Raw genomic sequence first — 20,416 nt, forward strand, 5'->3', positions numbered from 1 at the left:
CTCTTTATTATAAACTATTTTCAATGCTTTAGGGCATTAAAATTAAAAGCAGAATGAGTAATAATAAAAATAAATTATATAGAAATTTTAGGGCGACTTCCTTTGCTGTAGACAATGCAACTAGTATGTTTTTGTTGACAGTAATGTTGTTGGTATTTGGAGTACAGTCCTATAACACAATGCCCAAAGAACAGTTCCCAGAAATTGTTATTCCTACTATTTATGTAGCAACAACTTACTCTGGTAACTCTGCCGAGGATATGGAAACATTGGTGACAATCCCTATCGAAAAAGAGTTAGCTTCTATTAATGGCGTTAAAAAAATTGATGGAAACTCTATTAATGATTTCTCGAACATTATTGTCGAATTTAATACCAATGTTGAAGTAGACAAAGCCTTACAAGATGTAAAAGATGCCGTCGACAAAGCCAAAGGAGATCGTGATTTTCCCAAGGATTTGACGGCTGGACCAAATGTTTTTGAAATCAACTTTTCAGAGTTTCCTATTATGACGGTGAATTTGTCTGGAAATTATTCTAATGATGAGTTGCGCTCGTTTGGAGAGTATTTACAAAACGAAATTGAAAAACTTTCGGAAATTTCAGAAGTAAAATTAAAGGGAACTTCTGAAAAAGAAATACAAATCGATGTCGATTGGAAGCAAATGCAAGCCAAAAAAATCAGTTTTGATGATATTGCCAATGCCATTGCGATGGAAAACATAACCATGTCTGCTGGTGAACGCAATTTTAATGGCTTTAACCGTTCTGTACGGGTTGTGGGAGAATTTAAGAACATACAGGAGATTGAAAACATTATTATCAAAAGTGAATTTCAAAACCCTGTATTTATCAAGGATGTTGCAACCGTCATAGAGGGAGTTGCCGACCCAACTAGTATTGCTCGTTCAGATCAATTACCCGTTGTTTCTTTAGATGTTATCAAACGTGCAGGAGAAAACTTGTTGTCAGCTTCAGATGAAATCAAAAAAATTGTCGATAAAGCTAAAGCAAATAAATTTCCAGAAGACCTAAAGGTGACTATTTTTAATGATCAATCGATCAACACTAGAGATCAAGTTGCTAACTTACAAAATAGTATTATCTCGGGGGTAATTTTAGTAGTACTCGTATTGTTGTTCTTTTTGGGGATTAGAAATGCCATGTTTGTTGGTTTGGCAATTCCATTGTCGATGTTGATGGGAATTTTAATCCTAAACATCATGGGGATTACATTGAACGTTATTGTGTTGTTTTCTTTGATTTTGGCTTTAGGAATGTTGGTAGATAATTCTATTGTAGTAGTGGAAAATATATACCGGTACATGCAAGAAGGCTATTCGGGGGTAGATGCCTCGAAAAAAGCAGCGGGAGAAGTCGCCATGCCAATTATCGCTTCCACTGCAACAACTTTGGCTGCCTTTGTTCCGTTGATGTTTTGGCCAGGAATGATGGGAGAGTTTATGGGCTATTTGCCATTGACATTGATTATTGTTTTGACTTCTTCTTTGTTCGTGGCTCTAATCTTGACACCTGTATTTGCTTCTGTACTGATGAAAGTAGAAGAAGAGCAATTGGTACGTGATAATGAAAAACGGAAGTTGTTCAACAATTTATTGGCAGCAGGCTTGATGTTAGCAGGAGCTGTATTTGCGCATTTTTCCAATGTCATGTGGTTACGAAATGCCTTGGGAATGGCTATGATTATTAGCTTGGTCAATTACTTTTTGTTTAGACCAGGAGCCATCTTGTTCCAAAACAAAGTATTGCCTTGGTTAGAAAATGGATACGATAGCTTTATTCGATTTGTATTGAAAGGAGTTATGCCTATTGTTACTTTTGTGGGAGTGATTTTCTTGTTATTTGGCTCTATATCGTTGTTTAGCAGCAACCCTCCTAAGACAGTATTTTTCCCAGAAACAGATCCTTTGTACATCAATGCATTTGTTGAACTACCTATAGGAAGTGATATACAAAGTACCAATGTATTGATGAAGGAATTAGAAGCAAAGGTAGACCGCTCTATAAAAACATTTAAAGATGCAGGAATTGTTGATGCCGTTTTGTCTCAAATAGGTGAAAATACATCAGATCCTGCGGCACCACCAGAACCAGGAGCAACACCTAATAAGGCTCGTATTACAGTCGCTTTTGTCTCGTCTGATAAACGAAAAGGTTTGTCTACTTATGATGCTATGGATTCGATTCGAAATGCGTTGACAGGATACGCAGGGGTGTCTTTAGTCGTTGACCGAAACCAAGATGGTCCACCAACTGGAAAACCAATTAATTTGGAAATTTCTGGTGATGATAAAACCATGCGAGAACTTACCATTGTTTCTGATGATATTCTGAGACACTTGAAATCGCTCAATGTGCCAGGAGTAGAGGAACTGAATATGAATATTTCTTCTAAAGTACAACAAGATGTTATCGAAATTGACCGAGAAGCATCAAGACGTTATGGTTTGTCTACTTTGGATATTGCGAAAGCCTTGAATACAGCTTTGTATGGTAGAGAGGTTAGTAAGTTTAAGGATGGAGAAGATGAGTACCCAATTATGTTGCGTTTCAATGATGAGTATAGAGATAATAACGAAGCATTGATGAATCAAATGGTAACATTTAGAAACATGGATGCGGGCGGACAAATTGTTCAAATTCCAATTTCTGCCGTAGCACGCAAACGCCCAAGTTCTACTTATAGTGCTGTCAAACGTAAGAATGAAAAACGAACCATTACAATTTACTCCAATGTATTAGAAGGATACAATGCCAATGAAGTGGTAGAAGAGTTGAAGCGAGGAATGGCATCTTATGCAGAAGAAAACCTTGACGAAGCATATAGTTATGTGTTTACGGGGGAGCAAGAGGAAATGGCAGAAAATATGGCTTTTTTGAGTCAAGCATTGCTGATTGCCGTATTTGCAATTTTCTTAATCTTGGTATCTCAATTTAACTCCTTTATTTCACCATTCATTATCATCCTATCGATCTTATTTAGTACGATTGGAGTATTTTTAGGATACTGGTGGACAGAAATGGATTTGGTAGTTATTATGACGGGAATTGGTATTATTTCTTTGGCGGGGATTGTGGTTAACAATGCCATTGTATTGATCGACTATATCAATTTTTTACAGTCTAGGGAGAAAACAAACTTAAATCAAGAGTACCTTTCAGACGAAATGGTCAAACAGTCTATTATTACAGGAGGAAAAACAAGATTGCGTCCAGTATTGCTAACAGCAATTACAACAGTACTAGGTTTGATTCCTTTAGCAATTGGATTTAACTTTAATTTTGCCACTTTTGTAACAGAACTAGATCCACATATTTTTATTGGTGGTGACAATGCGGTTATGTGGGGGGCAATGTCGTGGACGATTGTATATGGTTTGATCTTCGCAACCTTTTTAACATTAGTAGTTGTACCTGTAATGTACTGGTTGTTTTATAGAGTAACTAAATTTGTAAAAAGCTTATTTGGCTTTAAGCACTAAAATAAGTTTCAACAATCATATATATGTTGATAGATAAAAAATCACAGTTCCATTATTGGGGCTGTGGTTTTTGTTTTTCCATAATAATAGACATCAATCAATTGGTTGTCTGCGGTGCGAAAATCAGATTTTAACGTACCTTCTAACTCAAAACCTGCTTTTAAAGCAACTTTTTGACTAGCGATATTCTCTAAGCCCGTTCGCAAATACAGTTTTTCCAATCCCCAAACATCAAAACAATGCTGAGAAAACACCTTTAAAGCTTCTGTTGCAATTCCTTTCCCTTGCCAATTCTTGTCGATAAAATAACCAATTTGTCCTTTAGGAACTATCCACTCAATATCTCGAAGAAAAATCTGTCCCAAGTATATATCTTGAACGGAATCAAATATTCCATAGACCAATTTTGTCTTATCTTCAATCGCATGGATTTGGTTTTGTATGAATTCGGTACATTTCTCTAGGTTATCTAATTCCAATAGCAAAGAAAAGTATTGTTGAAACTGTTCTTGATTGTTGAGAATAAAATTATAAACTCTTGAAGCATCGGTTGGTTGATAGGCTCTAAGCAGTAGCCGTTCCGTTTTAATTTGGTGCATAGAGGAGCGCTTATTTTATTATTAATTTTGTTGAAGATTTCTAATATAATAAAAGAACCGCTTAAATGGAAATTAGGAGCTTGTTTGAGGGCTTTCATTTGAAAGTTGCATTCCCTCTTTCTATTTTATGATGACTCAATGAATAGAGGGAATGCTTTGTTTTTTAGATAAAACATTTCAGTTATCTAATAATCTGGATAGGTTCGACTTTTAATACACTTCCAGATGTATTTTTTAATACTAAAAAATAATAACCGTTAGGAATTTGAGCTACATCTACTTTGTGTAGTTCATTAAATTCATTTGTAGTTGTTAAATGAACCTTCCCTAAAACATCAGTTACATTCAAAGTATACTTGCCTAGATTAGAATTAGAAACTTTGATATTAATATACGTATTTACAGGATTTGGGAATATAGTTGTAATTATTGGATTATCTACATCTTTCATAGACAAGTATTCAAATATTGATATATTTTGAATGGTTGAATGGTCATTTGGCTCTTTAGGTTTGGGTAAACCAGTATTACAAGGACCAATATAAGAGTTGAAATAGATACCTTGATTGACAGAAAAACCTGGTAATAGTATAACATTACTAGCTGCTTTATAAAGTGCGGAATTTTGTACACTATTACTAGCTATGATAACATCCTCTTCGTAGCCAGTAGGGGTTGTTATTGGGGTTGTTAAAACAATAGTTCCACATGTTGTATTAGTAGAGAAATAAATTGCCCCAGCCTTATCTTTGAAGTTTGCATCATTTTCATCTAAACTTTCATGTGCTGCTCCAACAATAAAATTAGTGCCGTTCGTAGCTACAGAAATTCCAAATTTATCCCCTGTTGTATTACTAGGATTGGGAAATGATCGTTCATTGCCCCAGTTTGTACCATTTCTTTGGTAAGTATAGACCGTTTCATTTCCTATAGATCCAATTATTATTTGGCTAGCATTAATATTAACATCATAACCAAAAAGATTATTAGAAGCATTGTTTTGAGGTCTAATAGTTGAGGATAGGTTCCATTGATTGCTTTTGTATTCATACACAAAAGCAGCCCCCGAATTTGTTAAACTATTATTCAAATCATCATCATCATAGGAACCTACAACTATGGTATTGTTATGTATAGATACTGTATTCCCAAAGTGAGTATATGTGTTAGGATTTGGGTTAGGGTTTGACTGAGTGGTTGAAATCCAAGAACTGCCCGATTTTTCATACACATACACATACTCTCCTCCATTACACCCCACGACTATTCGATTGCCACTAACATCAACATCATACCCAAACGCTAAAGTAGAGCTATTACTAGGGGCAAAACTCGTATGAAAAGTCCAAGAACTTCCTGATTTTTCATAGACATAAACAACTCCACTATTTTGGGAGGGGGCGCCTACCACTGCGTAATTACTGCCTATAGCAACAGAGTAACCATAAGACGAATAATTAGGAGCTGATGAGGAAGGAAAAAAAGTTTGATTAGACCAATTATTACTCTTATTGTAGATTGTAACTTCTTGAGTTGTTGGTGCTCCGACAATTATATAGTCGCCATATATATCAACGGAATGCCCAAACTGATCTCCATTTGTATAATTTGTAGGAGATATATTGTGTATCTCGTTCCATTGGTTGCCACTATTTTTTTGATAAATGTATACATGACCTATATCATATCCGAAATTACCTTGTGGTTGATCCTTGATATATGCACTTGCAACGGCGAAATTACCATCTATTGAGACAGAATATCCTAAGTTATCTGCAATATTCCTATCGGATGCAACCTTCTTTTGTAAGGATTGTCCCATGATAACAAAGTAACAACAGCAGAATAGAATTGTACTCCAAATTGTTTCGTATTTCATAATTACTATTTTTATTTTATCTGATTATTTTGAAATACTTTTTTTAACTTTTTATTTTCTTCTTCTAGTTGTTCTATTTTTACATTTAAATGTTTGATTTGCTGTTCCATAGTAATCAAGTGCAAGAAAATTTCTTCAATTTTTTCTTGCTGATTGATTGTCATACTTTTTAGTTCCAAACCTTCTTTTTCAATGGTGCTAGCAGAGGCAATTTTGTGTAAGTGTCCTGTTTCTTGGATGTGTTGGGCTACCTCTGCTAGAGGCATTAACTGATAATCTTCTTTAAAAACATAATCACACCAACTACCCGTACACATTTCTACCTTAACTTCTTCTGTTTTGATCCCTCCTCGTACATATAGACGATAGAGCTGATTGTTGGCTGTATGCTCGTTGGGAATATTAGAAGTACCAATGCCAACTTTGTTTGTTTGAAAGATAACTTTAGGACCATGAAAGAAAGCACCTCCCTCGAAGTCACCATCATAATTGATGATTAATTTGTCATCTAAGTCATGAACCAAGGCACGTTGTGCTTGTCTAGTTCCAATAGGACGTGAATTATCTCTTCCCAAGACAAGGTCCGTACCTCGGATAACCAAAGAGCCATTGACATCCAATTTGGCAATAGGCGTGTTGGTACCAATTCCTACATTTCCACCATCTTTTATGAATAGTCTATAATCAGAAACACCTGTCTCTGTTAGATTAAATCCGCCTCGAAGATTAATATGCCATTTGTACTGATTGGAGCTATTTTTAAAACTGATGAGTTCATTGCCAGAGTTTATACCTTTTATAGTTAGAGGGCGGTCGGGAGTATTGGTGCCAATTCCCAAATAGTTGTTATTGGACGAACCTTGTATGGTATTGTTAGGAGTATATATTTGTGCCCAACCAGAAACAGAGAGCAATAAGAATGATGCAATTAACGAATACATTTTCATAATAAACAAGTTAAAAATTTGAGTAATAATATTAACTACAAATGTATACAAACAATACGCTAAATGCTTCGCTGTCTTCTGGATGTATGGTTTTACTTTCTGAATGGTGCTATTTAACTTCTAAATAGTTTTAATTGGCAAAATAAGTGATAAATACCTTAAATGGGAGTATTCTTATAGCGCGTTAGTACATTCTAAATCGAATAGGAATACTAAAACGAACATCCAAAGGAGTAGCATGAAAAGCCCATCTACCTAATTCACGATTAAGTGATTGAATAATTCTAAGCGCCTCTTCTCCACAACCATAGCCAATATCTCTAAGAATTTGAATGCTTTGGGGCTCTATCCACCCATCTTTTTTTACCAAAAAAGAAACCACAACCAATCCCTCTATTTGATTGGTCATAGCAGAATCAGGATAACGAAGCGTTTTATATATGTAATCAAGCAACTTTTTATCTGAGGCATCTTTTTTATCTTGATACGTATCCGTATTATTTTCACAACTGCCAAGATAAGGCAGAAGATCATTTACGTAGGGAGGCAGTCCTACTGCTTCGTTTAGATTAGGTTCAGGAAAACTATCATATTGAGCTTGAATTGGTGGAGTACTGATTAAGTGGATCAACAAGATAAAAGGTAGTATTTTCATTAGGATCTGTTTTTAGTTAAAATTTAATCGGCAAGGAAAATAAATCTGAACAGGCACATTTCTACCTTGGTGTCGAGCAGGAATCCATGGACCATTTTGATCTGTAGTTAATTGTAACACTCGGATAAATTCTAGTGCGAATACTGGATTACTATTTCCTCTTATGATTTTAAAATCATCTAGATATCCATTGGCTTGCACAACAAAAGAAATAACAACTGTAGCTTCTAAGCCCATTTCTAAAAGTGTAGAAGGATAATTAATATGATTATAAATAAACTGTAGTAATTTTTGGTCTGAACATGTTTTTTGTTTCTGATAAGAAGTAGCATGACAGCTAGTATCTCGAAACATAGGCATTTGCTCAGTAATTCTAAAAATGGTAGGGATGCTATCTTCTAGAATTATAGAAGGGGCTTGTATTGTCGTGGTCTTTGACAATTCTTGAGAAAAAAGAGAAGAAGCATATAAGAGCGTAAAGAATAAGTAGAGTGCTTTCATAAGAATGAGTATGATTGTACTTCTTTAGATGACATCATTGATGGGAATGGTGCCTTAATACAAAAAAAAACTGCCTTCCCATTGCGGCATGGAAGGCAGTTTTATGTTCTCGAACTTAGCAAATTAAAAATCAGTTTAACTTATAGGCAGTAGGTTTTAATGTGTTATAAGAATGGGTTATTTTAAAGTTTTAGGGAGCAATAAAAGTAGTTTAAGTTTGGATGTTTTTAAAGTATAAAAATTGAATAAGTGCGTCGATAAGAGCCCATTAGCTAAAAGCTCTTATTGTATTGTACAAACTAATTGGCAACGAGATGTTCTATTGGCAATTAGATGGATTATTATATTAGATTAAGCTGTAACAGGTAAGCGCTGTTCTACTTTTAGGAGTGTTCGAATATTATACCCTGAAATTTGGAGGGCAGCTCCTTCTAAGGCATTGTCTGAGGCTAAATTTAGTTGTCTGATTTGGCTGTTTCCATTCCATTTTACTTTTTGAACTCGTTTGACCATAACGGCACCTGTTGTGGTGATGATAGCATAAAGCTCATTTTCTTCTATGTTCTCGAAAGGTTCTAGTTCTCTACAGATAACCATATCACCATTAGAGATTGTTGGTGCCATCGAATTTCCTTGAATATAGAAAGCTAAATTATTCATAACAGAAGGTTTTATGATATAAGAAGAATAAAATAAATGAGAGGGAATGTTAACAGTAGCTTTAAAGCCCTATTTCGGTTAGCTTACGTTCTACCTTAAGCAGTTTTTGAACTTCATTAATAGAAAGGGTAAATGGATCGTGTTCTAAATAATTATCAGAAATACACTTAATTCCTTGTAATTGGCGGTGTTTGTTTAGAATTTTTTGAACTCGTTTGACCATTACATTACCACTAGAAGTAACAATAGCATAAATTTCATTTTCAATAATTCGCTCGTTTGAATCTAAAGAACGACAGATAACCATATCCCCATCAGCAATTGTAGGAGTCATGGATTCTCCTTTGATATAAAAGGCAATATGTTCTCCTTGCATTCCTGGAATATAGAATCGTTCGGAATCTTCATGTACCCCAACATCTACGGTACTACTAGCAAAAGCAGAAATGGAAGAAAATACAATATTAGTTTTGTGTTTGGGAACGTTTGTTTTTGTAAAAACATCGTCTGATTTTGGCGAGCCAGCAGAGAGTTCTTGAGAAGAGAAGTTACCTTCCTCTTTGTTTGAAACAAAGATTTCGCCTTTTCCTTCAAACATATAAGACCAGTTGACACCATAGTATTTAACCAAGCGTTTGGCTTGTGGGTAAGTAATTGTTCTGGAATCACTATCTTTTAGATAAGCTCTGATGATATGTCCATAACTCTTATTGCCCATAATTTTTTCTGCAAAACTAGACATACCTTTTTCTCTAGAGCTTTTGACAACTTCTCCTTTCTCTACCAAATGCTGGAAGACAATTTTAAAACGTTGATTTAGCAATTCTTTTTCTGTCATAGTTCCTTTTTTATTGTTCAATAAAGAAAAACAAACATTTTGGTTTTGTTGTTTGTTCTTGTATTGTTTATACGTCAAAGTAAAACAAAAAGTTTCAAACAAAATAATTTTTATTCATTTTTTTTGAAAAAAAAGGGTTAAAATTCAAAAAAATAGAACATAATTGACTTTAAAGTATTATTTTTAAATAGATGAAAAACAGTTTGTTTGTCGCTTTTATTCCACTTAAACCAAAATAGAAACATGAAATTGCAACATTTTGTACTAATTTTATTACTGTTAAGTAATGTTTACTCCGTTCAAGGACAAGAATGGACATTGGCCAAAGATAAAAATGGTGTTAAAGTATACACTCGAAAGATAGAAGGGTGGGGAATTAAAGAGTATAAAGTGGTGATGAATGTCCAAACAAGCTTGTCTAAAGTAGTCGCAGCGCTTAAAGATGTCCCAAGTAGATATGAGTGGGCATACAATTCTATTGAAATTAGAGAAATCGAACGCCCTCACAGCGAAGAAGTGGCTATTTATAATAAGGTAGATGCCCCTTGGCCCGTAGCCGATCGGGATAATATTACACGGTTTTCGTTTTCTTATCCTAGTGCTAATACGGCGAGAGTTGATATGACTATTATCAAATCACATGCAAAAGCTCCTGTATACGATGGTATTGTGCGGGTCGAGCGTTTAAAAGGGCATTGGTTGATTCGAGATAAAGGCAATGGGTGGACGGAAGTGATTCAGCAATGTGTAGCTGAACCTGGTGGTAGTATTCCTGATTGGTTGGCTAATTCTGCGGTAGTGGATAATCCCTACAATTCTATGTATAACCTAAAGAAATATGTAGAAAAAAGTTAAAAAATGAAGTGTATCAAACTTCTCTAACCTCAACACCTCTATTTCTTAATTCTGTACTTAACTGTTGTAAAGAGCCTTCATAGAAATCTTCATCCTCCAAGAGCTCAAATAACTCATGTTCAGGATGTCCGTGATCGTCTTCATCTTCGTCAGGTGGGTCTTGCATATGCAACCAATCACAACGGAAACGATGTATTTTAGAGTTGTTTTTGAGTTGAATCGCCAACCATTGTTTGTTGTCTTTTTCTTGAGAATATTTTATTTCTATGTATTCTATCGATTTGTAGTCAAACGTCTGTACTTGTTGGGTAATAGAAATACTAGGAGATATCTGAATGTCGTGTTTGCTAATCTGAAAGTTGTGATTGGTATACGCAGAGTGTGCTAAAATAATAGCTAATAGTAAAACAGCGCTTAAGATAGTTAGTTGCCAAGTGAAAAAGTAATAGACAACGGCAACAGCAGGAGCGGCTTTTAAAATAAGATAAGTAAGAAAAACAGAAACAGTACTTTGAAATTGAAGTGTATGTTGCACAGAGTTGAGATAGATGCAGGTAATAAGAAATAAAAAACAATTGTAAATTGACCACTCTATATAAAACTATATATTGTTGTAATAGTTTAGCATATGCGCAGTCTCAAAACTATGATACAAAATAATTTATAATAAACAATAGTAGTTTAAGGATTATTTTGAGTAGTGGTGTGTTTAGGGAATGCCAACAAGCATTTGTCGTTGTTAGAAGCACCTGTATGACAAATGTTTAGCATATAATATGCCTTTTGTATGCTTATTAGAGTGAAAAGGTTACTTTTTTCGTTCTGTTACATAATTGACCAAATCTTCCAAAGAAGTTCTAGCATCAGAAAAAGGTAAGGTTCTCAAGATTTCGAAAGCTTCTGTACGGTATTGATACATCATTTGTCGAGCATACTCAATACCTGGACTCGCTAAAACAAAGTCGGTTACTTCCCGAATTTTTTTAGGATTCGTGTTCTCATTTTTTATAATATTAATAATATAATTTCGCTGTTCCTTTGTTGTCATGTTAAGTGCATGAATCAAGGGTAAAGTCATTTTCTTTTCTTGAATATCATTGCCTTGAGGCTTGCCTGCGTCTCCATCACCAAAATCAAATAAATCATCTCGAATTTGGAAAGCAATGCCAATTTTTTCACCAAAATCATGCATTTTTTGGATAACAGCTTCATCGGAAGTGGTAGAGGCAGCCCCGCTAGCACAAGCAGAAGCTATGAGTGAAGCCGTTTTTTTACGTATGATTTGGAAATATACTTCCTCCTTAATGTCTAATCGACGTGCTTTTTCAATTTGCAATAGCTCTCCTTCGCTCATTTCTTGAACGGCATTGGAAGTTATTTTTAATAAATTGATCGCATTATTCTCAATAGAAAGTAAGAGACCTTTAGAAAGTAGATAATCTCCTACCAAAACAGATATTTTATTGCCCCACAATGCATTTAATGAGAAAAAACCTCTGCGTTGCATCGAGTCGTCAACTACATCATCATGAATAAGCGTGGCCGTATGTAATAATTCAACCAAACTAGCAGCATGATAAGTCAAGTCGTTGACGTCACCACATACCTTGGCACTTAAGAAAATAAACATTGGACGCATTTGTTTGCCCTTGCGACGGACAATGAAGTTGGTCACCGTATCTAGTAAAGGAACATCACTTTTCATTGCGTTTTTAAAACGCCGATGAAATTCCTTAATTTCGGTATCAATAGGTGCTTGTATATTGGACAATGATTTTATCATGCACTAAAAGTCAAATAGAGCTAAGCCTCTGTTTATGATTGGAAACGAAAATGAACATGTTCATAGTAGTAGTATTTCTTAGAACACCTTTTCTATCCTTTTGTTTTATCCATTACTTGCTTTAAATATTCATAATGTTAGCAAAAGTAATGGTATTTTGTTGGTTATCAGTTTTATAGAATTTTGTTTTTTGCTTTTAAATAAACAAAGAATCAAATTTTTATAAAAAAATAGCAACATTCGTTATACAAAAATAGTAAAAAAAAACTTTATTTTCAATTTTTATTGAAAATATAAAATGTTATGAATTTACTTAGTGTAGTAGGCTTTTAATAGTTTGTTACAGAGTCTATTAAGGAGTATGAAAGGAGGAAGTTTGAGGTGGTTTTATACGATTGATTTTTTGCTTCCTTAATATGGTTTTAGCAAATTATTCTAAAAAGTAAGAGGAAATAAACAATTGTTGTTGAATATCAGTGCTTTGTTGTGCGGGATGTCAGTGCTTGAAATCTAAATTAAGTGCTGCGTTTAATTCCGTTAAACTCTAGAGCGACCAGTTACTAAAGTTATGAACCGTTTAATAATACAAACCCAAAAAAGGTCGTGAAAAATAAGAAAAAAATTACCTTTAAGTAAGAAATTTGTAAAGCATTAAGAATAGAATCAAATGGATCAAATCAACAACCATTTATTAAAAGGTAAATACGGAAAGTCAATTCCTGTAGATATCTACTGGAAAACTTCAATTGCTCCTTTACCCATTCTTGTTTTTGCTCATGGATTCAAAGGTTTCAAAGATTGGGGGCATTGGGAAGCAATTGCTAAAAAGTTTGTAGAAGCAGGATATTGTTTTGTAAAGTTCAACTTTTCACACAATGGAACAACACCAGACAATCCTCTTGATTTTGTAGACTTGGAGGCTTTTGGGCAAAATAATTATAGTAAGGAATTAGATGACTTGCAAACTGTGTTGGATTGGATTGTTCAAGCACAAGAATTGCGTTCAAAAATTAATTGGAACACCAAGGATATTAATCTAATTGGACATAGTAGAGGAGGACCAATTGCGCTAATTGCTACCAAAGAAAATGATTATGTGCAACGAGTCATTACGTGGGCAGGGGTACATGAGTTGAATTATGCTTGGCAGCAGGAAGAAGAAAAAATAAAACAATGGGAAAAAGATGGTGTTTATTATGTATTGAATGGTAGAACCAAACAAAATATGCCACTTTATTATCAGTTATTTGAAGATTATCAAAAAAATGCCAAACGATTGTCTATCAAAAATACTTTGCAAGATTTGAACAAACCGTATTTGATTGTACATGGAAGTGCTGATCCTGCCGTACCTGTAGACGCTGCTAACTACTTGTTAGAACATGCTGCCAATGCAGAATTATGTCTTATTGATGGTGCCAATCATGTTTTTGGAGGACAGCATCCTTTTGATAAAAACCATTTGCCTAAGCATACCCAAGAACTGATTGTAGAAAGTTTATCCTTTTTGAAAAAAAAAGGTAATAAAAATGAGAAAAAGTACTAGTAAGACTAATTTATCAACAAAAAGTCTTATTATGTAAAAAGATGAACCACCATAAGTTACTTTTAGTAACTTATTTATAACAAGTAATAGTTTGATCGTTTTATTTTGTGTCAAATAGAGGATTAATGACTCTATAAATTAACAAAGTATTATTATCCTAAACTATACCAAAAATGTAGGTTAATTTTTTGTTGAACTACTTATAATTGGTAAATTTGTGCTAAATAAGACGACTATCGTAACAACTTGAAAAAGAAATACTAATTTAATAGAAACTGACTTAAGTTTAGACCCCTAGATGAATACACGATCAATTTAAACTAGTTTCGCAAACACTCAATCCTTTTATAGATAAGAATGAAAAATTTCTTCAGTTTTTTTACGCAAGAAATAGCCATAGATTTAGGGACCGCTAATACACTAATTACTGCTGATGATGAAGTAATTGTTGATGAGCCGTCTATTGTTGCCGTTAACAGAAATACCAACGAAGTAATTGCTGTTGGTCGAAAGGCAATGATGATGCATGAGAAGACCCACCAAATGATTCGTACTGTTCGCCCTCTGAAAGATGGAGTTATTGCTGATTTTGAGGCAGCAGAACGTATGATTCAAGGTATGATTGATATGATTCCCAATCGACGCAGGCTGTTTCGAAATATGTGCATGGTTATTTGTATACCTTCTGGTATTACAGAAGTAGAAAAACGTGCTGTATTTGATTCGGCAGAGCATGTGGGATCTAGAGAAACGTATCTTATTCACGAACCAATGGCTGCTGCTTTGGGAATTGGATTGGATGTAACAGAGCCGATTGGAAACATGATTATAGATATTGGAGGTGGAACGACAGAAATTGCTGTTATTGCACTAGCAGGAATCGTTTGTGATCAATCTATCCGCACAGCAGGAGACGAGTTTACGGTTGATATTATGAATTATATGCGTCGTCAACACAACTTACTGATTGGTGAACGCACGTCTGAGCAAATCAAAATTAATGTTGGTGCTGCTTTGCATGAGTTAGAAGTACCACCAGAAGATTATGCGGTTAATGGTCGAGACTTGATGACTGGTATTCCAAAACAAATCATGGTTTCTTATAATGAAATCAGCCATTGTTTGGATAAATCTATCTCAAAAATTGAAGATGCTATTCTAAAAGCATTGGAAAATACGCCTCCAGAGCTTGCTGCGGATATTTATCAAACAGGGTTGTACTTAACTGGTGGTGGAGCTTTGTTGAGGGGATTGGACAAGCGTATTGCTCAAAAAACTAAATTACCTGTACATGTTGCTGAAGATCCTCTTCGTGCTGTTGTTCGTGGTACAGGTATTGCACTTAAAAATAGAGTTAAATACTCTTTCTTGATTACACACAAGAATATGTAATTAAAGCTGATGATCAAAAAAAGCTTTGGTTACCAATAGCCACAATTGCCGAATTTGCCACCCTTTTTTTAGTGTTGTAAATTCGGCAATTTTTTTAAAAAAACTCTACCTCCATCTTAAGCTTTGATAAAACGATCCTATTGTAAGGGTGGATGGTTTTCGTTTCCTACCTATCTGATTTAGTACATTATGCAGCGGATATTCTTATTTTTTATAAAATATAATGGTGTGTTTGCCTTTTTTCTATTAGAGGTGATTGCATTGTCGATTTATTTTACAAGAAATAGTAATGCAAATACACAAGCTTTTTTAAGCTCAGCCAATGGTTTGATTGGTGGTGTTTATGAATCGACTAGTCGAGTAGCACGATATTGGAATCTCTCTGCGGTTAATGATAGTTTGGCAAGAGAAAATGCTGAATTAAAAATGCGGCTGCCAAATTCAAAGTTTAGTTCCTTGATTCAGACCAACACCATAAAAGATACTACTTTGCAGCAATATTATCGATACCATGACGCCAAAGTTGTCAACAATACAATCCATCGACCTAGAAATTTTATTACGATCAACAAAGGGGCTGCACAAGGCTTAAAAGCTAATTCGGGGGTTTTGAATGGCAATGGGATGGGCATTGTTGGGGTCGTACAGAAAGTGAGCCGAAATTATGCAGTGGCGATGTCTATCTTAAATCTAGATACACGAATTAGTGCCAAAATTTTGGGAAATAATAATTTTGGTGTTATGGTTTGGGATGGTTTAGATTCTCGTTATATGAACTTAGAATCTGTCCCCAAGCATGCTACGATTCATAAAGGTGATACAATTGTTACAAGTGGCTATTCGACTATTTTTCCAGAAGGAATATTGATAGGAACAATTGATAGTTTTTACCACCCTCCTGGAGTGAACTTTTACAGCATTAAAGTAGCCTTGTTTAATGACTTAAATAGTACACAATATGTATATGTAGTATCCGATTTATTAAAAGAAGAACGATTAAAATTAGAAGAGGAGGTAATCAATGACTAGTTTAATTAGAGCCAATTTTATTCGATTTGTTTTGTTGATTATCATACAGTTTATTCTGAAAGGAGTAGATAGTGTCGATATCTATATTTATCCTGTCTTTATCTTATTATTACCTGTGGGAATGATAGATGGCTTGGTCTTGTTGTTGGCGTTTATCTATGGTTTGTGTATTGATGCTTTTTACAACACACCAGGTTTATTTGCTTCGGCAGCAGTAGCTGTTGCTGCTGCTCGACCATTGGTCTTAGCAATTTTAGAACCAAGAGGAGGTTATGAAAAAGGAAAAGCTCCTACAAAATACAACCTAGGAACAAGATGGTTTATACAGTATAGTAGTATTTTGATGTTATGGCATACGATCTGGGTCGTAACATTAGAGCAGTTGAGTCTTTTTTCTTGGTTGCGGTTGTTAATCTGGATTTTAATTTACGCTTTATCAATGCTAATCATTATTTTATATCAATTCTTATTCAATCCCAAAGAATAACTCAACAATAGGTCGTTGAAACCAAGCAGTAGCAGCGAACCGAGCTATGTGAGCTCATGGCGGTAGAGAGTACAAAGCTAACTACTAATTCAATGGATAAAGGTGTATTACTTGAGCAAAAGTAAGTAGACGCACTACATTAAATTAAACGAATATAAGTTATATGCAAGATTTGTATCAAGATAGACAGAAGGTATTGCAAGTTGCATTTGTAATTTGTGCTGCTATGCTTGTGTTTAAATGTTTTCAAATACAAATTTGGGACAAGTCTTATCAGCAACAGCATAGTTACCGAGAGGCAGTAACCTTATACCCATCTAGAGGCGCTCTCAAAGATAGAAATGGGGAGTTATTGGTTTATAATTTGGCGATGTATGATTTGAAAGCAACCTACAACCAAGTTCGCAAAGCGAACATCGATACAGCTGCCTTTTGTAAACTATTGGGAATTACAGATAGTACGTTTTATGCCAATCTAAACAAGGATTTTAGCGATCGCCGTTTTTCACAGCGCAAACCTTTTGATTTTTTGACTCAGATTCCAGGAGACAAATTTGCCTCTATTGAAGAACGCTTGTACGAATTCCCTGGTTTTGAAAGCCAACTAAAGAGCGTTAGGGGGTATCCTGCACATGTGGGGGCGCATATGTTGGGGTATATCAGTGAGGTTAGCCCCAAGAAAATCAAAGAATCCAATGGTCTGTATCAACGAGGGGAATATGTAGGAACGAGTGGTTTAGAGTTGTTTTATGAGGAACAGTTGAGAGGTATTCGAGGAGTAGAGCATGTTTTAAAAGATAAATGGGGGAAACGAAAAGGGAAGTATAAAGAAGGTGCATTGGATGAAGCTGCCGTATCAGGTTATGATTTAATCACTTCGATAGATTTGGAGTTACAAGCATATGGAGAGCAATTGATGCAAAATAAAACAGGGGTAATTGTTGCAATTGAGCCCTCTACAGGAGAGATATTAGCAATGGTTAGCTCTCCATCTTATGACCCTGCTATTTTAGCTGTCAATAGAAACCGAAAAGAGGCTTTTAAGGCACTGCAAGGCGACTCCTTGTTTCCTTTGTTCAACCGTGCTTTAATGGCACAATACCCACCAGGATCTATTTTTAAAACTACGTTATCGGCAATTGGTTTGCAAGAACGAATTCTTACTCCCAATAGAGGAATGTCTTGTAGTGGAGGCTTTATTTATGGATCATTGCGAATTGGATGCCATGGGCATGGTGCTATTAATGATGTGGGAAATGCCATTCAGTATTCTTGTAACAAGTATTATTGCCAAACTTTTAGAGAGTTGGTCAATGTTTATGGATTTTACTATCCAGAAAAAGGCATGGATCGCCTGGCAGAACATTTGCACAGTTGGGGATTAGGAGCACCGTTAGGGGTTGACTTGCCGCACGAAGCATCTGGACACGTTCCAACGGCTGCTTATTATAACAAAAAACACGGGAAAGGAACTTGGAAGTTCTCAACAGCTGTATCGGTTGGTATTGGACAGGGAGAATTATTGATAACTCCTTTGCAAATGGCAAATATGGCTGCGATTATTGCTAATAGAGGCTATTATTATACCCCTCATTTTGCCAAAGAATTTGAAGGAGATACTTCTGGAATATTGGATCATTTTAAAGAAAGACATTACACGAAGGTACATCCCATGCATTTTGAGCCTGTTGTTGACGGGATGGCAAGAGTGGTAACTGCTGGAACTGGAGCTCGTTCTCGAATCCCCGATATTACGATGTGTGGCAAAACGGGAACAGTGGAGAATAACAAGGGAAAAGACCACTCTACGTTTATTGCTTTTGCTCCTAGAGAAAATCCTAAAATTGCCATTGCTGTTTATGTAGAAAATGGAGGATTTGGATCTACCTATGCGGCACCAATCTCTAGTTTGATGATTGAGAAATACATAAAAGGAAGCATCGAAAGCCCTCAACGAAAATCGTTGGAAAAAAGGATGCTAAATGCGGATCTAGTTAAACGAGAAAAACCATCGTACTCTTCTGTTCCTTAATTTCATAATCCAAAGAACAATAGTATTTAAACAAAACAATTAATTTTAGATAGAGTATATGCGTCAAGGTAGAGATTCAGATATTGGAGGATATGATTGGATTACCATAGCACTGTGGGGAATCTTAGTTTTTTGTGGTTGGATGATGATTTTTGCAGCAGGCTATTTGGATGAGGATTCATTTACTAGTTTGTACGACTTGAAGAAAAACTATGGGAAGCAGTTGTTGTGGATTACTGTAGGAATGGTGCTAGTTGGAATAATTCAATTGGTTGAGCTAAGGATTTACCAAACGTTTGCGCCTGTTTTTTATGGAATTACTATCCTCTTGCTAATTGCTGTTTTATTTACCACTCCTATTAACGGAGCAACTTCTTGGTTTGATATAGGTGGCTTTCGATTTCAACCTTCCGAATTTGCAAAAGTAACGACCTGTATCATGTTATCAGCCTATTTGGCAATGCCCACTGCACGAATGCAAGAACTAAGAACAAAATTGATTGCGCTAGGGATTGTATTGTTACCTGTATTGTTAGTCCTCTTACAGGGAGATGCAGGATCAACCCTAGTTTATTTTGCTTTCTTTATTTTACTATTCAGAGCAGGGATGGATGCTTGGATTTATATACTAGGTTTGGTGGTAGCGGCTTTGGCTATTTCTGCGTTATTATATGACGAAACGTGGTGGCTTATTAATACTATCTTGTTGGTTGGCAATATAGTACTGCTAAAATCTTGGCGAAAAGAAGATTTGTGGTTGGGGCTTATTCTTATAGAAGCTATTTTGACGTATTTATTTTTTGATGAGAGTCGTTATATTTTAATTACAGGAGTTAATGGATTAGTTTTAGTTGTATTGGCTTTGGTAAATATTGGGGATAAAAAATGGGAAAACAGCTTTTTTGTCTCGCTCTTAGTAACTGCGGCTATTCTTTTTTCTACGTCGGTCAATTATATTGTTAATAACTTAATAGGAGGGCATAGGCAAGAGCGTATTTGGGTATGGCTCCGACCAGAAAAATGCCATCCTTTGGGACCTTTATACAATGTAGAGCAGTCAAAATTTGCTATTGGTTCTGGGGGTTGGGCTGGCAAAGGTTTTTTGCAAGGAGAGCGCACCAAGTTAGACTATGTGCCTGAGCAATCGACAGACTTTATTTTTTGTACTGTTGGAGAAGAATGGGGATTTGTTGGAACAACCTTTATTATTTTAGTCTTTTTTGCGCTTATCTTACGTATTTTATTTATTGCACAACGCCAACGTTCTTTGTTTACAAAATACTATGCGTTAGGGGTTGCTTGCATTTTGTTTTTTCATGTCTTTATCAATATTGGTATGACAACAGGTTTGGTGCCTGTTATTGGAATACCACTACCATTTATCAGCTATGGAGGCTCCTCATTACTCTCTTTCTCCATTCTAATGGGCTTGCTAATTAAATTAGATAGCAACCGCTTATTTGTGTTTCGATAGACTCGAAATACACACATTTTAACAAAAAAATGCTTAATCTTTTTGATGTCAATGGATTACCATATTGACACGAATCCCCCCATGCCATCAACTTCCTAACATTCTGTTGACATAAAAATAACTTAATAATTGGAACTTATCTCTATAAAGAGGAGTTTAACCAAGGAACGTCACATCAAAAACACATTGAAAACCAATAAATAATAAGGAACGAATATTGCTGTTAATCACAAATA

Annotated in this window: 17 protein-coding genes; 8 read left to right on the forward strand and 9 right to left on the reverse strand. The window is 35.3% G+C overall.

The features are described from left to right. Window positions 1-53: 53 nt before the first annotated feature. A complete protein-coding gene (locus QP953_RS03075; RefSeq protein ID WP_309553931.1) occupies window positions 54-3,503 on the forward strand; it encodes an efflux RND transporter permease subunit in 3,450 nt (1,149 codons plus the stop codon). Between the two features lie 41 nt (window positions 3,504-3,544). Here the strand turns inward: QP953_RS03075 and QP953_RS03080 are convergent, their stop codons facing one another. The 7 genes from QP953_RS03080 to QP953_RS03110 form a co-directional block, all read right to left on the reverse strand. Then, window positions 3,545-4,102, reverse strand: a complete 558-nt coding sequence (locus tag QP953_RS03080) for a GNAT family protein (protein ID WP_309553933.1) — start codon at window positions 4,100-4,102, stop codon at window positions 3,545-3,547. A 181-nt stretch (window positions 4,103-4,283) separates the two neighbouring features. Next, window positions 4,284-5,981, reverse strand: a complete 1,698-nt coding sequence (locus QP953_RS03085) for a T9SS type A sorting domain-containing protein (RefSeq protein WP_309553934.1) — start codon at window positions 5,979-5,981, stop codon at window positions 4,284-4,286. Window positions 5,982-5,992: 11 nt separating this feature from the next. Next, window positions 5,993-6,928 (reverse strand): hypothetical protein, encoded by a 936-nt coding sequence (locus QP953_RS03090; RefSeq protein ID WP_309553935.1) that lies wholly within the window; start codon window positions 6,926-6,928, stop codon window positions 5,993-5,995. 184 nt (window positions 6,929-7,112) lie between these two features. Next, window positions 7,113-7,583, reverse strand: a complete 471-nt coding sequence (locus tag QP953_RS03095; RefSeq protein ID WP_052597960.1) for an energy transducer TonB — start codon at window positions 7,581-7,583, stop codon at window positions 7,113-7,115. Window positions 7,584-7,595: 12 nt separating this feature from the next. Next, entirely contained in the window at window positions 7,596-8,084 is a 489-nt protein-coding gene (locus QP953_RS03100; RefSeq protein ID WP_309553936.1) for an energy transducer TonB, read from the reverse strand. Window positions 8,085-8,435: 351 nt separating this feature from the next. Next, window positions 8,436-8,744: a S24 family peptidase gene (locus QP953_RS03105; RefSeq protein ID WP_052597962.1), complete on the reverse strand. Its 309-nt coding sequence runs from the start codon at window positions 8,742-8,744 to the stop codon at window positions 8,436-8,438. A 61-nt stretch (window positions 8,745-8,805) separates the two neighbouring features. Then, on the reverse strand, window positions 8,806-9,582 hold the full coding sequence (locus QP953_RS03110) for a S24 family peptidase (RefSeq protein ID WP_063833133.1): 777 nt from the start codon (window positions 9,580-9,582) through the stop codon (window positions 8,806-8,808). Between the two features lie 243 nt (window positions 9,583-9,825). Between QP953_RS03110 and QP953_RS03115 the strand changes: the two genes are divergently transcribed. Next, window positions 9,826-10,437 carry an START domain-containing protein gene (locus QP953_RS03115; protein WP_052597964.1) on the forward strand — a complete coding sequence of 204 codons (612 nt, stop codon included), beginning with the start codon at window positions 9,826-9,828 and terminating at the stop codon, window positions 10,435-10,437. A gap of 13 nt (window positions 10,438-10,450) precedes the next feature. Here the strand turns inward: QP953_RS03115 and QP953_RS03120 are convergent, their stop codons facing one another. Both QP953_RS03120 and QP953_RS03125 read right to left on the reverse strand, forming a co-directional pair. After that, the gene (locus tag QP953_RS03120; RefSeq protein ID WP_309553937.1) at window positions 10,451-10,972 is read right to left on the reverse strand and encodes a hypothetical protein; all 522 of its coding nucleotides are present in this window, start codon (window positions 10,970-10,972) and stop codon (window positions 10,451-10,453) included. Between the two features lie 273 nt (window positions 10,973-11,245). Next, the gene (locus QP953_RS03125) at window positions 11,246-12,220 is read right to left on the reverse strand and encodes a polyprenyl synthetase family protein (RefSeq protein ID WP_052597966.1); all 975 of its coding nucleotides are present in this window, start codon (window positions 12,218-12,220) and stop codon (window positions 11,246-11,248) included. 667 nt (window positions 12,221-12,887) lie between these two features. On the opposite strand from QP953_RS03125, the gene QP953_RS03130 reads away from it, so the two are divergent. From QP953_RS03130 to rodA, 6 genes are all read left to right on the forward strand, one after another. Then, entirely contained in the window at window positions 12,888-13,766 is an 879-nt protein-coding gene (locus QP953_RS03130; RefSeq protein WP_309553939.1) for an alpha/beta hydrolase, read from the forward strand. A 357-nt stretch (window positions 13,767-14,123) separates the two neighbouring features. After that, window positions 14,124-15,158, forward strand: a complete 1,035-nt coding sequence (locus QP953_RS03135; protein ID WP_052597968.1) for a rod shape-determining protein — start codon at window positions 14,124-14,126, stop codon at window positions 15,156-15,158. 228 nt (window positions 15,159-15,386) lie between these two features. Beyond that, window positions 15,387-16,187 carry a rod shape-determining protein MreC gene (mreC, locus tag QP953_RS03140; protein ID WP_309553941.1) on the forward strand — a complete coding sequence of 267 codons (801 nt, stop codon included), beginning with the start codon at window positions 15,387-15,389 and terminating at the stop codon, window positions 16,185-16,187. After that, window positions 16,180-16,674 (forward strand): hypothetical protein, encoded by a 495-nt coding sequence (locus QP953_RS03145; protein WP_052597970.1) that lies wholly within the window; start codon window positions 16,180-16,182, stop codon window positions 16,672-16,674. The genes mreC and QP953_RS03145 overlap by 8 nt, the downstream gene beginning before the upstream one ends. 163 nt (window positions 16,675-16,837) lie before the next feature. Beyond that, a complete protein-coding gene (gene mrdA, locus QP953_RS03150) occupies window positions 16,838-18,706 on the forward strand; it encodes a penicillin-binding protein 2 (RefSeq protein WP_052597971.1) in 1,869 nt (622 codons plus the stop codon). A 58-nt stretch (window positions 18,707-18,764) separates the two neighbouring features. Then, window positions 18,765-20,180, forward strand: coding sequence for a rod shape-determining protein RodA (gene rodA, locus QP953_RS03155; protein WP_052597972.1), 1,416 nt, complete (start codon window positions 18,765-18,767; stop codon window positions 20,178-20,180). Window positions 20,181-20,416: the final 236 nt, after the last annotated feature.

It is taken from the genome of Aureispira sp. CCB-E (assembly GCF_031326345.1).
In the GTDB taxonomy this organism is placed as follows: domain Bacteria; phylum Bacteroidota; class Bacteroidia; order Chitinophagales; family Saprospiraceae; genus Aureispira.

Coding starts and splice junctions, on each gene's coding strand:
- QP953_RS03080 (WP_309553933.1), bottom strand. CDS start 4,102: ATGCACCAAATTAAAACGGAACGGCTACTGCTTAGAGCCTATCAACCA.
- QP953_RS03100 (WP_309553936.1), bottom strand. CDS start 8,084: ATGAAAGCACTCTACTTATTCTTTACGCTCTTATATGCTTCTTCTCTT.
- QP953_RS03105 (WP_052597962.1), bottom strand. CDS start 8,744: ATGAATAATTTAGCTTTCTATATTCAAGGAAATTCGATGGCACCAACA.
- QP953_RS03130 (WP_309553939.1), top strand. CDS start 12,888: ATGGATCAAATCAACAACCATTTATTAAAAGGTAAATACGGAAAGTCA.
- QP953_RS03110 (WP_063833133.1), bottom strand. CDS start 9,582: ATGACAGAAAAAGAATTGCTAAATCAACGTTTTAAAATTGTCTTCCAG.
- QP953_RS03145 (WP_052597970.1), top strand. CDS start 16,180: ATGACTAGTTTAATTAGAGCCAATTTTATTCGATTTGTTTTGTTGATT.
- mrdA (WP_052597971.1), top strand. CDS start 16,838: ATGCAAGATTTGTATCAAGATAGACAGAAGGTATTGCAAGTTGCATTT.
- QP953_RS03125 (WP_052597966.1), bottom strand. CDS start 12,220: ATGATAAAATCATTGTCCAATATACAAGCACCTATTGATACCGAAATT.
- QP953_RS03085 (WP_309553934.1), bottom strand. CDS start 5,981: ATGAAATACGAAACAATTTGGAGTACAATTCTATTCTGCTGTTGTTAC.
- QP953_RS03075 (WP_309553931.1), top strand. CDS start 54: ATGAGTAATAATAAAAATAAATTATATAGAAATTTTAGGGCGACTTCC.
- QP953_RS03090 (WP_309553935.1), bottom strand. CDS start 6,928: ATGAAAATGTATTCGTTAATTGCATCATTCTTATTGCTCTCTGTTTCT.
- rodA (WP_052597972.1), top strand. CDS start 18,765: ATGCGTCAAGGTAGAGATTCAGATATTGGAGGATATGATTGGATTACC.
- QP953_RS03095 (WP_052597960.1), bottom strand. CDS start 7,583: ATGAAAATACTACCTTTTATCTTGTTGATCCACTTAATCAGTACTCCA.
- QP953_RS03115 (WP_052597964.1), top strand. CDS start 9,826: ATGAAATTGCAACATTTTGTACTAATTTTATTACTGTTAAGTAATGTT.
- QP953_RS03135 (WP_052597968.1), top strand. CDS start 14,124: ATGAAAAATTTCTTCAGTTTTTTTACGCAAGAAATAGCCATAGATTTA.